The sequence below is a fragment of the Kitasatospora sp. NPDC058048 genome (assembly GCF_042885555.1).
Taxonomy (GTDB): Bacteria; Actinomycetota; Actinomycetes; order Streptomycetales; family Streptomycetaceae; genus Kitasatospora; species Kitasatospora lactacystinica.
In genome coordinates, this window is sequence record NZ_JBHVRT010000003.1 from 150,892 (window position 1) to 165,679 (window position 14,788).

A 14,788-nucleotide genomic window follows, 5' to 3' on the forward strand; every position below is an offset into this window, starting at 1 on the left:
GGTCCGGCCGCACCACCCGGTCCCACCCGCAAGCACCCCCCGAGGACTTCGATGACGCAGATCGCGCTGATCGTCCTGGCGCTGGTCGCCGCCGTGGCCGCGGCCGTGCTCGCCCGCGGCCGGGCCGGGGCCGTCGCCCGGGCGACTGCCGCCGAGACCGCGCTCGGCCGGAGCGAGGAGCGCACCCGGGCCGCCGAGGGCAGGCTCGCCCGCGCCGAGCAGCAGCAGCGCGAGGCGCAGGAGGCCGCCCGGCGCTCCGCCGAGGAGGCCCAGCTGGCGCAGGAGCGCACCCGCGCCGCCGAGGACAGCGTCCGCGAGGCTCAGGAAGCGGCCCGGCACGCGCAGGACACCGTCCGGGACGCCCTGCAGCAGGGCGCCGCCGCGACCGACCGGGCCGAGCGGGCCGAGAGCGCGCTCGCGGCCGCCGAGGCGCGGGCGACCGCGTTGCTCGCCGAGATCGGCCACCTCGCCCAGGAGCGGATCGCCGCCACCGCCGTACGGCTCACCCACGGCAATGCCCCGCTGGTCGGCCCACTGGACCCGCAGGCCGTCGGCCCCGAGGCGGTCCGGGCGCTGCAGGCCGTCCTGGACGCCGCGCACGCCGCCCTCGCCGACGAGCGCGAGCGGGTGGACGCCGCCGCCCGCGCCGCCATGCGCGGCGCCACCTCCCGGATCCAGACCCTGCTGTACCAGATCCAGAGCCTGGTCCAGCAGCTCCAGCACGAGCACGACGACCCGCGGCTGCTGGAGGTCGACTTCCGCAACGAGGTCGCGCTGCGCCGGATCCAGACCATCGCGGTGCTCTGCGAGGCCTGGCCGGGCCTGGCCCGCACCGACTCGCCGCTCGCCGAGGTGGTCGTCGGCGCGCTCTCCCGGGTGCCCGGCTACGCCCGGATCAAGGTCGCCAACCACCTGCGCGAACAGCGCCTCGCCGTGGTCGCCCGGGCCGCCGAGCCGATCGCCGTCACCATCGCCGAGCTGCTCGCCAACGCCACCGCCTACTCCCACCCGGAGACCGATGTCCCGGTCACCGTCCAGCAGGGCGGCCGCGGCGCGCTGGTGATCATCGACGACAGCGGCATCGGCATGGACGAGGACCAGCTGCGCCGCGCCCGCCGACTGCTGGCCGGCCCGCCCGACATGCTGCTCACCGAGCTCGGCAACCCGCCCAAGACCGGCTTCGCGGTGATCGGCAAGCTGGCCCGCCAGTACGGCTTCTCCTGTCACGTCGAGCCCTCGCCGTACGGCGGCATGCGGACCATCCTGCGCATCCCGGCCGCGCTGGTGACCGTCGTGGACGACGAGCAGCCGCTGTCGGTGCTCACCCCGCTGCCGCTGCGGGCCGGCGCCGGGCCGGCCCCGGCGCCCACCGTCGCGGCCGTCCCGCCGATGCGCGACGCGGACGAGCAGGACGGCCCGCAGCTCGCCGACCGCCACAACCAGCCGGGCCCGCACCCGGCCCCGGCCATCCGGGTGGTGCCCGATCCGGTGGCGTCCGATCCGGTCGCGGACGGCCGGACGGATGGCCGGACGGATGGCCAGGCAGACGGCCGGACGGACGGCGCGACGGCAAGGGGTGACGAGCCGGCCGGCGATGCGCCGCTCGGCGCCACCCCGAAGGACGGTGCGACGGCCGGTGCGACGGCCGGTGCGCCCGCGGCGGACACACCCATGGCCGACGACGGCACCGGCCTGCCCACCCGGCGGCGCCGCCGTCCGCTGGCCGCCGAGCAGCCGCCCGGCACGAGGCCCGTCCCCGTTCGCGCCCCGGCGTCCGACCGCACCGCGGCGTCCGACCGTGCCCCGGCGTCCGCCCGCACCCCCGAGCAGGCCGCCGCCCACTGGCAGGCGCTGCAGCAGGGCACCGACTCCGGCCGGGCCGCCGTGGCCCGGGCCGCCCGCGAGGAGACCGGCGCCGCCGGCACCCCCGCCGCCCCCGGCGGCACCACCCCCGGCCACGACCCCGGCGACACCACCGCCGGCCACGACCCGGGTGACCAGAGCGCCGGTCAGACCTTAGAAGGAGCCGAGCAGTGAGCAGCACGCCCAGCCCGACCACCACCGACGAGATCTCGTGGGTGCTGACCCCGTTGCTGGAGCTGCCGGGGGTGCTGCACGCGGTCATCGCCACCGGGGACGGCCTGGTCGAGGGCGCCTCGGGCGGCCTGGAGCGCGCCTCGGCCGAGCGGGTCGCCGCGATGACCGCCACCGTGCACGCCGCCGCCCGGGCCTTCACCGCCGCGTTCACCGACGCCGAGCGCCCCAGGCTGGCCCAGACCGTGGTGGAGTCCGACCTCGGCTACGCCATCGTGGTGCCCGCCGGGGAGAACACCTCGCTCGCCGTGTTCACCTCGCCGGACGCCCAACTCGGCAACGTGGCCTACCAGATGCAGCTGCAGGTCGCCGCCCTCGGTCGCGCGCTCGCGAGCCCGACCCGGCGGCAGGACGACGACGGCCGGTCATGACCGCCGCCCCCCGCAGGCGGATGGTGCCCGCCTACCTGGCCACCGGCGGCCGCAGCCGCCCCGGCACCAAGGGCTTCGAGCGGCTGACCGTGCTGTTCGCCGACCGCGCCGACCCGCCGACCGCGCTCGAACCCGAACACCGCCGGCTCTGGGAACTGCTGCGCCCCGGCGCACTGACCGTGGTGGAGGCCGCCGCGCACCTGCGCCTGCCGGTCAGTGCCACCGTCTTCCTCGCGGCCGATCTGGTCGAGTCGGGCTGCCTGCACGCCCGCGCACCGATCCCGCGCGCCCAGCAGACCGACCGCTCCATCGTCGAGAGGCTCCTCGTTGGACTCCGTGCGCTCCGGTGACCCGGCCGCCCGGCCGGACCCGGAAGACCAGAGCCGGGTGGGCTACCTGCCCGACCGGGACCAGACGCTGATGAAGCTGGTGGTGGCCGGCCCGTTCGGGGTCGGCAAGACCACCCTCATCCGCACCCTCTCGGAGATCGCCACCCTGCACACCGAGGAGGCGATGACCGAGACCGGCCGCCCGGTGGACGATCTGGCCGGCCTGCCCGAGAAGGCCACCACCACCGTCGCCGTCGACTTCGGCCGGCTCACCCTGCCCGGCAACGTCGTGCTCTACATGTTCGGCACCCCCGGCCAGCGGCGGTTCTTCCCGCTCTGGCAGGACATCGCCCGCGGCGCCGTGGGCGCCCTGGTGCTCGCCGACACCCGCCGGCTGGCCGACTCCTTCGAGATCATGGACATGGTCGAGGAGCAGGGCCTGCCGTACGCCGTCGCCGTCAACCGCTTCCCGGACGCGCCGGAGCACGCGGTCGAGGTGCTGCGCACCCACCTGGACCTGCACGCCGCGACCCCGTTGCTGCTCTGCGACGCCCGCGAGCGCGACAGCAGCCTGGACGCGCTGATCGCGCTGGCCGAGCACGTCCTGGACGCCCTGCCCGCCGCCCCCGCCACCTCGGACCCCGCCACCCCGGAGCAGCCGTGACCGTCGAGTCCCGCCCGACCCCGATCCACGGCCCGGTCTTCGCCGCCGACCCCCAGCTGGTCTACGAGCGGCTGCGGCGGCACGGCGCGGTCGCCCCGGTCGAGGTCGCGCCCGGCGTCGAGGCCCTGCTGGTCACCGACTACCAGGCCGCACTGGACCTGCTGCGCGACACCGACACCTTCTCCAAGGACTCCCGGGCCTGGCAGCGCACCGTCCCGCCGGACTCCCCGCTGCTGCCGGTGCTCGGCTACCGCCCGACCGCGCTGTTCAGCGACGGCGAGACCCACGCGCGCTACCGGGCGGTGATCACCGACGCCCTCGCGCTGTTCGAACCGCACCGGCTCCAGCGCCAGGTCGCCGGGACCGCGCACCGGCTGATCGACCGCTTCGCCGCCGTCGGGCACGCCGACCTGATCGCCGAGTACGCCCGCCGGCTGCCCGCCTTCGCGCTCACCACCTGGTTCGGCGTGCCGCAGGAGCAGCGCGAGGAGGTGGTGGACGCGATCACCGGGCTGATCGAGTCCACCGCGCGGGCCGGCGCCTCGTACGGGAAGCTCCTGGCGGTGGTCACCGCGATGGTCGCCGAGCGCCGCGCGCGCCCCCGGAACGACCTCACCTCGATGTTCGTCACCCACCCGGTCGGGCTGGACGACGACGAGGTGATCCGGCAGATCACCCTGACCCTGATCGCCGGGCACGAGCCGACCACCAACCTGATCGGCAACGCCCTGCTGCGGCTGCTCACCGACGCCCGCTACGCCGGCTCGCTGTTCGGCGGGGCGATGACCGCCCACCAGGCGATCGACGAGGTGCTCTGGCACGAGCCGCCGATGGCCAACCTCTCGGCCCACTACCCGCGGTACGACATCACCTTCCACGGCCGCGAGATCAAGGCGGGCACGCTGGTCCTGGTCTCGTACGCGGCCGCCAACTCCCAGGCCGCGCCGCCCACCGACGACGGCGGGCTGCGCAGCGGGGAGAGCGCCCACCTGGCCTGGGCGGCCGGCCCGCACGCCTGCCCGGCCCGGGACCCGGCCCTGCTGATCGCGATCACCGCCATCGAGCAGCTGGGCAGCCGCCTCAGCGACCTCGAACTCTCCACCCCCGCCGAGGACCTGCTCTGGCGCCCGGGCCCGTTCCACCGGGCGCTGATGCACCTTCCGGTCCGCTTCGCACCGGTCGAGGGGTAGGCCCGGACACGCCCGCCCGGACAGCACGCAGGCCCGGGACAGCACGCACGCCCGGGCACTCGGGCCCGAACGGCAGGAGGCCCGGACACCGTACGTGTCCGGGCCTCCTGCCGTTCGTCGCTCAGCCCTGCTCGGCCGGCTTCAGCGTCAGCGAGACGCTGTTGATGCAGTACCGCTGGTCCGTCGGTGTGCCGTAGCCCTCGCCCTCGAAGACGTGCCCGAGGTGCCCGCCGCAGCGGGCGCAGCGCACCTCGACCCGGCGCATGCCGAGCGAGGTGTCCTCGATGTACTGGACCCGGTCCCCGGCCAGCGGCGCGTAGTAGGACGGCCAGCCGCAGTGGCTGTCGAACTTGGTCTCGGAGCTGAACAGTTCGGCCCCGCAGGCCCGGCAGCCGTAGACGCCGACCGTCCTGGTGTCGGTGTACTCACCGGTGAACGGGCGCTCGGTGCCCGCCTCGCGGAGCACGTGGTACTCCTCGGGGCTGAGCTCGGCGCGCCACTCGGCCTCGGTCTTCTCGATCTCGTAGCTCATCACGGCTCCCGGTCGCGGCGTACGTGCGTGCGTGTGTCAGACGTTGGAAGCAACGTTCGCGAGGTGCTCGAGGATTTCCGGGCCCAGGTTGGTGACGTCCCCGGCGCCCATCGTGAGCAGCAGGTCGCCCGGGCGGGCGAGGCCGGCCAGCACGGCGGGAGCGGCGGCGAAGGAGTGCTCGGCGGCGACCTCGGCGCCGGCCCGGCGGGCGGCGTCGACGATCAGCTCGCTGGTCACGCCAGGGATCGGGTCCTCGCGGGCCGGGTAGATGTCCAGCACCACCGAGGCGTCGGCCAGCGCCAGGGCCCGGCCCATCTCCTCGGAGAGCTGCTGGGTGCGGCTGAACAGGTGCGGCTGGAAGACCACCAGCACCCGGCCACCGCCGGTCAGGCCCTCGCGGATCGCCTCCAGGTCGGCGGTCATCTCGGTGGGGTGGTGGGCGTAGGAGTCGATCACCTGGACCCCGGCGGCCTCGCCCTTGAGCTGGAGGCGGCGGCGCACGCCGGTGTAGGCGCCGAGCGCCTTGGCCAGGTCGGCGGCCGGGACGCCCAGCGCGACGCCGGCGGCCAGCGCGGCCACCGCGTTGTGGGCGTAGTGCCGGCCGGGCACCGAGACGGTGAACGCCAGCTCGGCGCCGTCCAGCAGCACGGTCACCTCGCTGGTCATGCCGCGGGCGACCACCGACAGCACCCGCAGGTCGGCGTCCTCGGCGGAGCCGACCGTCACCACGTTCAGGTCCTCGCGTCCGGCCACCCGGGAGGTGAGCTCGCGGGCGCCGTCGTGGTCGGCCGAGACCACCAGGGTGCCGCCGGGGACGATCCGGCCGACGAAGGTCTCGAAGGACTCGTAGATCTCCTCGATCGACGCGTAGTTGGCGTGGTGGTCCAGCTCCACGTTGAGCACGATCGCCACCTCCGGCGCGTACTTGTGGAAGCTGCGGTCGCTCTCGTCCGCCTCGGCGACGAAGATCTCGCCGGTGCCGTGGTGGGCGTTGGAGCCGGGCGCGTCGAGGTCGCCGCCGATCGCGTAGGACGGGTCCAGGCCCAGCTCGCCGAGGGCGACGGCGAGCATGCTGGTGGTGGTGGTCTTGCCGTGGGTGCCGGCCACCGCCAGCGCCCGCCGGCCGCCCATCAGCGCGGCCAGCGCGTCGGAGCGGTGCACCACCGGGATGCCGCGCTCGTGGGCGACGGCCAGCTCCGGGTTGTCGGCGCGGATCGCGCTGGAGACGACCACGCTGCTGGTGCCGTCCGGCACGTGCTCGGCGGCGTGGCCGACGTGCACGGTGGCACCGAGGGCGCGCAGCGCGAGGACGGTCTCGGACTCCTTGGAGTCGCTGCCGGAGACGCTGGCCCCGCGCACGGCGAGGATCTTCGCCAGGCCGGACATCCCGGCGCCGCCGATGCCGATGAAGTGCGGGGCGTGCAGGTCGTGCGCGGCGTCGTTCAAGGCGTGGCTCCGTAGGGGCGGGGGCAGACAGGGCGGGCGGACGGGACGGGAGGACGGAATCGTCCTCGCGGGCGGACCGCAAGGACGATTCTGCACCACCGCCGCGCCGGGCCAGGAGTCGCTCAGGAGTCGCTGGCGAACAGCCTGAGCACCGGGACCCCCACCTTGTGCCGGGCCTGGGAGGCCCAGTCGCGGTGGAAGAACTCCTCCACGAAGTGCGGGGAGGTGAGCACCACCACCTCGTCCGCCCGCTGCTCCTCGACGACCGCGCGCAGCCGCTCCAGCGGCCTCTCCTCGACCAGCTCGCCCACCGCCCCGGCCCCGGCCGTGCGCAGGTGGCGCAGGCTGTGCTCCAGCGACTCGGTCGCCACCGTCGGCGCGTTCCCGGACTCGTCGTGCTCGTGGACCACCTTGTCGAGGTGGCCGAGGGCGACGTCGTCGAGCGCCCGCAGCAGTTCGTCCTGCCTGCCGCGCGGCTGCATCAGGACGACGAAGGACACCTCCTCCTCGCCGTGGAGCGTGGTGACGAGTTCCACGTCCGCGTCGGAGAGAGCCTTTTCGATCATCAGTACCGTCTTGAACACGTGAGTCCCTTCCAGTGGCCGGCCCCCGGGCCCCGGCATCGCATAACGGGATCACGATCGGGGGGTCACGGGGTCATCCGAACCCAGGTGACGCAGGTAGCGAGTGAAGAGGAATCCTTTCTGCTCGATCAATGAGACCAGCTCCATCCGCTGCACGTCCGGCATTCCGGCATCGTGGAGGATGCGCGGCGCGTCGCCGCCGGTGAGCAGCGGGGCCAGCGACAGGCACAGCTCGTCCAGCAGGCCGGCCGCCGCGAACTGCCCCAGCAGACGCGGGCCGCCCTCGGTCAGCAGCCGGGTCCAGCCCCGCTCGGCCAGGGCCGCCACGCCCGCCCGCAGGTCCACCGAACCCGTGCCCGCGAGCACCAGGTCGGCCACCTCGGCCACCGCCCGACGACGCTCCGCATCGGCGTCCTCGGTGGTGATCACCACCGTCCTGACCAGCGGTTCGGTGAACAGCGGCGCGGACAGGTCCAGCCGCAGCGAGCGGCTCACCACGGCGATCACCGGGGCGGGCGCCTGGCCCGCCGCCGCCCGGGCCGCCGCGAACTCCCGGCGCGCCCGGGCCGGCCGGTAACCCTCGGCGCGGACCGTCTCCGCGCCCACCACTACCACGTCCGACAGGGCCCGCAGCACCCCGAAGATCCGCTTGTCCGCGTCGCCGGAGAGGCCCTCCGAGAGCCCGTCCAGCCTGGCCCCGCCGTCCAGGCCGGACACCATGTTGGCGCGCAGCCAGGGGCGCCCCTGATTCACCTGTTCGGGGTACGCGTAGACGGCGGCGAGCGATTCCAGTGCGGCCGGATCCGCGGGCCGGCCGCCCAGCGGGCTGATCAACTGTTGCATGATCCCAGTCTTCCACCGCCGGCCGTGCTCCGTCCGGGGCCGCGGGTCGTTCGGACGGCGTACGGGGCAGGCGTACCCTCTACTGATGTGCCCGCAGCCTCCCACTCCGCAACCGCGAACGAGCCGATAGCCGCCGCACTCGTGTCCGGCTCCCCGATCGCGCTCACCTCCCGCCGTCCCGTCGTGCCCGCCGAGCGGCTGGTCGCCGAGATGGTCCCGCCGCCCCGGTTCGCCGACGTGAGCTTCGGGACGTACATCCCGGACCCGACCCAGCCGAGCCAGTACGAGGCCGTCCAGGTCCTGGAGCAGTTCGCGGCCACCCTCGGCGGAGGAAACGGTTCGCCGCCCAAGCGCAGCTGGTTCCGCCGCTCCGCCCCCGCGCCCACCGGCCCCGCCGGGGTCTACCTCGACGGCGGCTACGGCGTCGGCAAGACCCACCTGCTCGCCTCGCTCTGGCACGCCGCCCCCGGCCCCAAGGCCTTCGGCACCTTCGTCGAGCTGACCAACCTGGTCGGCGCGCTCGGCTTCCAGCAGGCCGTGCGAACCCTCTCCGGGCACACGCTGCTCTGCATCGACGAGTTCGAGCTGGACGACCCGGGCGACACCGTGCTCGTCTCCACCCTGCTCGGCCGGCTGGTCGAGAACGGCGTGAAGCTGTGCGCCACCTCGAACACCCTGCCGGAGAAGCTCGGCGAGGGCCGCTTCGCCGCCGCCGACTTCCTGCGCGAGATCCAGGGCCTGTCCGCGCACTTCCGCCCGATGCGGATCGACGGCCAGGACTACCGCCACCGCGGCCTGCCGGACGCCCCGCCGCCGTACTCCGACGAGGCCGTCGGAGACGTCGCGGACCGCACCCCCGGCGCCTCGCTGGACGACTTCGACGCCCTGCTCGCCCACCTCTCCGCCGTCCACCCCAGCCGCTACGGCGCGCTGCTGGACGACGTCACCGCGGTCTGCCTGCGCGGCGTCAAGCAGGTCGACGACCAGTCCACCGCGCTGCGCCTGGTCGTCCTCGCCGACCGCATGTACGACCGCGAGCTGCCGATCACCGCCTCCGGCCTGCCCTTCGACCGGGTCTTCCCGGAGGAGATGCTGCGCGGCGGCTACCGCAAGAAGTACCTGCGCGCCATCTCCCGCCTGGTCGCCCTCGCCCGGGACAGCGCCAAGGCCTGACCCGTGACCCTCCCCCTCGCTCGGCAGTTGTTCCCACTGCCGGGCGAGGAGACCGATCAGGTCGAACGGGCACGCCGCGCGCAGAAGGTTTGCGAGGCGGAGCACCGGCCCGCCGCCGATCACGAGATCTACGACCGGGAGGAGCAGCGATGAGCAGCGGCTACCACACCCGCTGGACCGTGCCGGCGGAGCACCGGGAGAGCGAGGAGTACCGCGCGGCCGGGCGGCGGATGGCGCTGGCCGAGGCCGTGTACGCCCGGCGCTCCGCGCTCGGGTGGACACTCGCCGAGCTCGCCGAGCGGACCGGGCTGGACGAGGAGACCGTCGAGGGCATCGAGGAGAGTGGGGTCGATCCGACCCTTCCGCTGATCGAGCGACTCGCCGCCGCCTTCGACTCCGTCGTGCGGATCGACCCCGCCCGGGAGCCGGCCATGAGCTTCGAGGCCCACGCGGCCTGATCGAACCGGCCTCGCTTGTCAGTGGTGGGTCGTACCGTTGAGTGGTGCGTCCCATCACGAGTATTGAGCGGTCCGTGGCGCCCTTCGAGGTCGTCAGTCCCTTCCAGCCGAACGGCGACCAGCCGGCGGCGATCGCCGAGCTGGAACGGCGGATCAGGGGAGGGGAGAAGGACGTCGTGCTGCTCGGTGCCACCGGCACCGGCAAGTCGGCCACCACGGCCTGGATGATCGAGAAGCTGCAGCGCCCCACCCTGGTGATGGCGCCGAACAAGACGCTGGCCGCGCAGCTGGCCAACGAGTTCCGCGAGCTGCTGCCCAACAACGCCGTCGAGTACTTCGTCTCGTACTACGACTACTACCAGCCCGAGGCGTACGTCCCGCAGACGGACACCTACATCGAGAAGGACTCCTCGATCAACGAGGAGGTCGAGCGGCTGCGCCACTCGGCGACCAACTCGCTGCTCACCCGCCGGGACGTCATCGTGGTCGCCTCGGTCTCCTGCATCTACGGCCTCGGCACCCCGCAGGAGTACGTCGACCGGATGGTGCGGCTCAAGGTCGGCCAGGAGATCGACCGGGACGACCTGCTGCGCCGCTTCGTCGACATCCAGTACGCCCGCAACGACGTGGCCTTCACCCGCGGCACCTTCCGGGTCCGCGGCGACACCATCGAGATCTTCCCGGTCTACGAGGAGCTCGCCGTCCGGATCGAGATGTTCGGCGACGAGATCGAGGCGCTGTACACCCTGCACCCGCTCACCGGCGAGATCATCAGCCAGGACGAATCCGTCCACGTATTCCCCGCCTCGCACTACGTGGCCGGCCCCGAGCGCATGGAGCGCGCGATCACCGGCATCGAGAAGGAGCTGGAGGGGACGCTCGCCCGGCTGGAGAAGCAGGGCAAGCTGCTGGAGGCCCAGCGGCTGCGGATGCGCACCACCTACGACATCGAGATGCTGCGCCAGATCGGCACCTGCTCGGGCGTCGAGAACTACTCGATGCACTTCGACGGCCGTGAGCCCGGCTCCCCGCCGAACACCCTGCTCGACTACTTCCCGGACGACTTCCTCCTGGTCATCGACGAGTCGCACGTCACCGTCCCGCAGATCGGCGCGATGTACGAGGGCGACGCCTCGCGCAAGCGCACCCTGGTCGAGCACGGCTTCCGGCTGCCCTCCGCGATGGACAACCGCCCGCTGAAGTGGGAGGAGTTCCTGGAGCGGATCGGCCAGACCGTCTACCTGTCGGCGACGCCCGGCCCGTACGAGCTGTCGCGCGGTGACGGCCAGGTCGAGCAGATCATCCGCCCGACCGGCCTGATCGACCCCGAGGTGATCGTCAAGCCGACCGAGGGCCAGATCGACGACCTGGTGCACGAGGTCCGTCAGCGGGTGGAGCGGGACGAGCGCGTCCTGGTCACCACGCTGACCAAGAAGATGGCCGAGGACCTCACCGACTACATGCTCGGCCTGGACATCCGGGTCCGGTACCTGCACAGCGACGTGGACACGCTGCGCCGGGTGGAGCTGCTGCGGGAGCTGCGGGCGGGCCGGTACGACGTGCTGGTCGGCATCAACCTGCTGCGCGAGGGCCTGGACCTGCCCGAGGTGTCGCTGGTGGCGATCCTGGACGCGGACAAGGAGGGCTTCCTGCGCTCCGGCACCTCGCTGATCCAGACGATCGGCCGTGCCGCCCGCAACGTCTCCGGCCAGGTCCACATGTACGCGGACAGGATCACTCCCTCGATGGAGAAGGCCATCGACGAGACCAACCGCCGCCGGGCCGTGCAGCAGGCCTACAACAAGGAGCACGGGATCGACCCGCAGCCGCTGCGCAAGAAGATCGGCGACATCCTGGACACCCTCGCCCGCGAGGACGTGGACACCGACGAGCTGCTCTCCACGGGCTACCGCAACCAGGGCAAGGGCAAGGCCCCGGTGCCGTCGCTGGGCGCGGAGCGCAAGCCGGCCAAGTCCCTGCCCGCCGCCGAACTGGCGGACCTCATCCAGGAGATGACCGACCGGATGCACACGGCCGCCGCCGACCTCCAGTTCGAGGTCGCGGCCCGGCTGCGCGACGAGGTCAAGGAGCTGAAGAAGGAACTGCGGCAGATGCGCGAGGCGGGTGTGGCGTAGGTGCCCCGCGCGAGCGCGCCCGCGCGGTGACCGGGCTTGGCCGGAATGGCACCGGTCAAGCCCGCGGGTGTCTCAGGCTTGCCACAAACGGGGAAACCCGGGGGAGGGCGGGGTGCCGCAGGGCCTAGGCTGGCCTGCGGCATCGTGCCCTCGGGACGGGGTTGCGGGCCGTACGCAGAGGGGGCCTCAGCCGGGGGACGGCGACGGGGTGTTCCACCGTGGAGCCGTGCGGGTGTGACCGCGCGGCCGGCAGAGAGGACAACGTCGTGTCGGTGAACCTGGCCAAGGGGCAGCGGGTCAGCCTCCAGAAGGGTCAGGGCGCCGCCCTGACCGTGGTCCGGATGGGCCTCGGCTGGCGGGCCGCCCCCAAGCGCGGGCTGTTCGGCAGTCGCACCCGGAAGATCGATCTGGATGCCTCGGCGCTGCTGTACGCCGAGCGGACCCCGTCCGACGTGGTGTTCTTCTCGCACCTGGAGAGCAACGACGGCTCCGTGCGGCACACCGGGGACAACCTGGAGGGCGGCTCCGGGGCCGAGGACGACGAGGCGATCCTGGTCGACCTGGCGCACGTGCCCGTGCACATCACCCAGGTGGTGTTCACGGTCAGCTCGTACACCGGGCAGACCTTCGCCGAGGTGCAGCGGGCGCACTGCCGGCTGGTGGACGAGACCACCGGGCTGGAGCTGGCCCGCTACGAGCTGGCGGGCGGCGGGCCGCACACCGGGCAGATCATGGCCAAGGTGGTCCGGGACGGCGACGGCGGCTGGGAGATGCAGGCGATCGGCGCGCCGGCCAAGGGGCGCACCTTCCAGGACCTGCTGCCGGCGATCGAGCCGTACCTGTAGCCCGGGCGGCTCCCGCCCCTCCCCGCAGGACCCACCACTCCCCGCTCCCGCGGTACTCGCGGCACCCGCGGCACCCGCGGCACCCGCCGCCCCGGCTCCCAGGGCTCCCAAGCCCCCCGGGTTCCGGTGGCCCGCCTTGACGGTCTTTACCTTCTTTACCTTTCTTTGGAGAAGCTGTTACTCTCGTTGGCAGCGGAGGGGAGTATTCCTCGACAGCCGACCCCGTCATCACGGGTGCCCGTCGCGGCACCCCGGGGCGCTGGCCCGATGGGCGGAAGAGACCTCCGGCAGTGACGATGACTGTCTCGCCTACCTGCCGGAGGAGCAGTAGTGGACGTTTCCATGACCATGTGGGTCTCCACGATCCTGGTGCTGATCGCACTGATCGTGGCGGACTTCTTCATCGGAGGGCGCAAGCCGCACGAGGTCTCGATCAAGGAGGCCGGGATCTGGACGGCCGTCTGGGTCGTCCTGGCGGTCCTCTTCGGTGGCTTCCTCTGGTGGCACTCCGGTGCGCAGCCGGCGGGTGAGTTCTTCGCCGGCTACATCACCGAGAAGTCGCTCAGTGTCGACAATCTCTTCGTGTTCATCCTGATCATGGGCAAGTTCGCGGTGCCCAGGATCTACCAGCAGCGCGTGCTGATGTTCGGTGTGATCATCGCGCTGGTGCTCCGGGCGGTGTTCATCGCCGGCGGCGCCGCCCTGGTCTCCGAGTTCTCCTGGGTGTTCTTCATCTTCGGCGGCTTCCTGATCTGGACGGCCTGGAAGCTGATCAAGGAGGCCCGCGCCGAGGAGGAGGGCGAGGAGGAGTTCGAGGAGAACCGCGTCCTCAAGTCGATCACCCGCCGCTTCCCGGCCACCGAGGACTACCGCGGCACCAAGCTCTTCGTCCGGGAGAACGGCCGCCGGCTGATCACCCCGATGCTGATCGTCATGCTGGCGATCGGCACCACCGACGTGCTGTTCGCACTGGACTCGATCCCGGCCATCTTCGGCCTGACCCAGGACCCGTACGTGGTCTTCACCGCCAACGCCTTCGCCCTGATGGGTCTGCGCCAGCTGTACTTCCTGATCGGCGGCCTGCTGAAGAAGCTGGTCCACCTGTCGTACGGCCTGTCGGTGATCCTCGGCTTCATCGGTGTGAAGCTGGTGCTGCACGCCGCCCACGAGGCGGGCGCGGACTGGGCCCCGGAGATCGGCATCCCGTTCTCGCTGGGCTTCATCGTGGTGGTCCTGGCGATCACCACCTTCACCAGCCTGCGGGCCTCGAAGAACGCCGAGCAGGCCGAGCGCGAGAAGCTCGACGCCTGACGCCCGACGCGCCTGATGCCCGACGCGCCCTGATGCCAGGGGCGCCGGGCCGGTGCACCGCCGAGGCCCCCGCGACCGGAAACGGTTGCGGGGGCCTCGGCCGTTCGGCGGGGGCGGGGCTACCAGCCGCGCTCGCGCCACTCGTCGAGGTGCGGGCGCTCGGCGCCCAGGGTGGTGTCGTTGCCGTGGCCGGGGTAGACCCAGGACTCGTCGGGGAGGACGTCGAAGATCTTCTCGGTGACGTCGCGGTAGAGCGTCCGGAAGGCTTCCGGGTCGCCCCAGGTGTTGCCCACGCCGCCGGGGAAGAGGCAGTCGCCGGTGAAGACGTGCGGGTGGCCCTGGGGGTCGTCGTAGACCAGCACGATCGCGCCGGGGGTGTGGCCGACCAGGTGGCGGACGGTGAGCTCGACCTCGCCGACCCGCAGCCCGGCACCGTCCGCGAGCAGCAGCTCGGTGGGGACGTCGATGCCCTCGGCGTCGTGCTCGCCGGCGGCCGTCCGGGCGCCGGTGGTGGCGACCACCTCGGCCAGCGCGCCCCAGTGGTCGTGGTGCCGGTGGGTGGTGACCACCGTTTCGAGGTCGTCCCCGACGGTCTCCAGCAGCACCGGCGCGTCGGCGGCCGCGTCGATCAGGAGCTGTTCGTCGGTGGCCCGGCAGCGCAGCAGGTAGGCGTTGTTGTCGTACGGTCCGACGGCGACCTTGGTGATGATCAGGTGGGCCAGCTCCCGCACGTCCGGCGCTCCGCCGACCTTGACCGCTCCGTGGTACGTCATCCGTTCGCTCCCTCTCCAGTGGTTCCTGGGATCATCCTCG

16 protein-coding genes are annotated in these 14,788 nt (G+C 72.8%); 11 read left to right on the forward strand and 5 right to left on the reverse strand.

Annotated features, from left to right (window positions below; all coding sequences use genetic code 11):
* Positions 1-51: 51 nt before the first annotated feature.
* From ACFVVA_RS04410 to ACFVVA_RS04430, 5 genes are all read left to right on the forward strand, one after another.
* On the forward strand, positions 52-2,037 hold the full coding sequence (locus ACFVVA_RS04410; RefSeq protein ID WP_387685593.1) for an ATP-binding protein: 1,986 nt from the start codon (positions 52-54) through the stop codon (positions 2,035-2,037).
* The gene (locus ACFVVA_RS04415; protein WP_387685596.1) at positions 2,034-2,465 is read left to right on the forward strand and encodes a roadblock/LC7 domain-containing protein; all 432 of its coding nucleotides are present in this window, start codon (positions 2,034-2,036) and stop codon (positions 2,463-2,465) included. The genes ACFVVA_RS04410 and ACFVVA_RS04415 overlap by 4 nt, the downstream gene beginning before the upstream one ends.
* Positions 2,462-2,815, forward strand: coding sequence for a DUF742 domain-containing protein (locus ACFVVA_RS04420; protein WP_387685598.1), 354 nt, complete (start codon positions 2,462-2,464; stop codon positions 2,813-2,815). Before ACFVVA_RS04415 ends, ACFVVA_RS04420 begins: the two co-directional genes overlap by 4 nt.
* Positions 2,816-2,885: 70 nt before the next feature.
* A complete protein-coding gene (locus ACFVVA_RS04425; protein WP_359914400.1) occupies positions 2,886-3,458 on the forward strand; it encodes an ATP/GTP-binding protein in 573 nt (190 codons plus the stop codon).
* Positions 3,455-4,648 (forward strand): cytochrome P450, encoded by a 1,194-nt coding sequence (locus ACFVVA_RS04430; protein ID WP_387685601.1) that lies wholly within the window; start codon positions 3,455-3,457, stop codon positions 4,646-4,648. Before ACFVVA_RS04425 ends, ACFVVA_RS04430 begins: the two co-directional genes overlap by 4 nt.
* A 121-nt stretch (positions 4,649-4,769) precedes the next feature.
* On the opposite strand, the gene msrB is transcribed toward ACFVVA_RS04430, so the two are convergent.
* The 4 genes from msrB to ACFVVA_RS04450 form a co-directional block, all read right to left on the reverse strand.
* Positions 4,770-5,180, reverse strand: a complete 411-nt coding sequence (gene msrB, locus ACFVVA_RS04435) for a peptide-methionine (R)-S-oxide reductase MsrB (RefSeq protein WP_380630987.1) — start codon at positions 5,178-5,180, stop codon at positions 4,770-4,772.
* 36 nt (positions 5,181-5,216) lie between these two features.
* Positions 5,217-6,605 carry a UDP-N-acetylmuramate--L-alanine ligase gene (gene murC, locus ACFVVA_RS04440; protein WP_387685893.1) on the reverse strand — a complete coding sequence of 463 codons (1,389 nt, stop codon included), beginning with the start codon at positions 6,603-6,605 and terminating at the stop codon, positions 5,217-5,219.
* Between the two features lie 143 nt (positions 6,606-6,748).
* A complete protein-coding gene (locus ACFVVA_RS04445; protein ID WP_359915318.1) occupies positions 6,749-7,210 on the reverse strand; it encodes an indole-3-glycerol phosphate synthase in 462 nt (153 codons plus the stop codon).
* A gap of 51 nt (positions 7,211-7,261) precedes the next feature.
* On the reverse strand, positions 7,262-8,053 hold the full coding sequence (locus tag ACFVVA_RS04450; RefSeq protein ID WP_387685606.1) for a pyrimidine reductase family protein: 792 nt from the start codon (positions 8,051-8,053) through the stop codon (positions 7,262-7,264).
* A gap of 126 nt (positions 8,054-8,179) precedes the next feature.
* Here ACFVVA_RS04450 and zapE point away from each other — a divergent pair, with 126 nt between their 5' ends.
* The 6 genes from zapE (at position 8,180) to ACFVVA_RS04480 (ending at position 13,975) form a co-directional block, all read left to right on the forward strand.
* On the forward strand, positions 8,180-9,226 hold the full coding sequence (gene zapE / locus ACFVVA_RS04455) for a cell division protein ZapE (RefSeq protein ID WP_387685895.1): 1,047 nt from the start codon (positions 8,180-8,182) through the stop codon (positions 9,224-9,226).
* A 3-nt stretch (positions 9,227-9,229) separates the two neighbouring features.
* Entirely contained in the window at positions 9,230-9,379 is a 150-nt protein-coding gene (locus ACFVVA_RS04460) for a hypothetical protein (protein ID WP_387685609.1), read from the forward strand.
* The gene (locus ACFVVA_RS04465; RefSeq protein ID WP_380668710.1) at positions 9,376-9,684 is read left to right on the forward strand and encodes a helix-turn-helix domain-containing protein; all 309 of its coding nucleotides are present in this window, start codon (positions 9,376-9,378) and stop codon (positions 9,682-9,684) included. Before ACFVVA_RS04460 ends, ACFVVA_RS04465 begins: the two co-directional genes overlap by 4 nt.
* A 44-nt stretch (positions 9,685-9,728) precedes the next feature.
* On the forward strand, positions 9,729-11,819 hold the full coding sequence (gene uvrB, locus ACFVVA_RS04470) for an excinuclease ABC subunit UvrB (protein WP_387685612.1): 2,091 nt from the start codon (positions 9,729-9,731) through the stop codon (positions 11,817-11,819).
* A gap of 266 nt (positions 11,820-12,085) precedes the next feature.
* Positions 12,086-12,664, forward strand: coding sequence for a TerD family protein (locus ACFVVA_RS04475; protein WP_359915324.1), 579 nt, complete (start codon positions 12,086-12,088; stop codon positions 12,662-12,664).
* A 330-nt stretch (positions 12,665-12,994) separates the two neighbouring features.
* Positions 12,995-13,975 carry a TerC family protein gene (locus ACFVVA_RS04480; RefSeq protein WP_387685615.1) on the forward strand — a complete coding sequence of 327 codons (981 nt, stop codon included), beginning with the start codon at positions 12,995-12,997 and terminating at the stop codon, positions 13,973-13,975.
* A gap of 119 nt (positions 13,976-14,094) precedes the next feature.
* Here ACFVVA_RS04480 and ACFVVA_RS04485 read toward each other — a convergent pair whose 3' ends face one another.
* On the reverse strand, positions 14,095-14,748 hold the full coding sequence (locus ACFVVA_RS04485; protein WP_359912905.1) for an MBL fold metallo-hydrolase: 654 nt from the start codon (positions 14,746-14,748) through the stop codon (positions 14,095-14,097).
* Positions 14,749-14,788 lie beyond the last annotated feature (40 nt).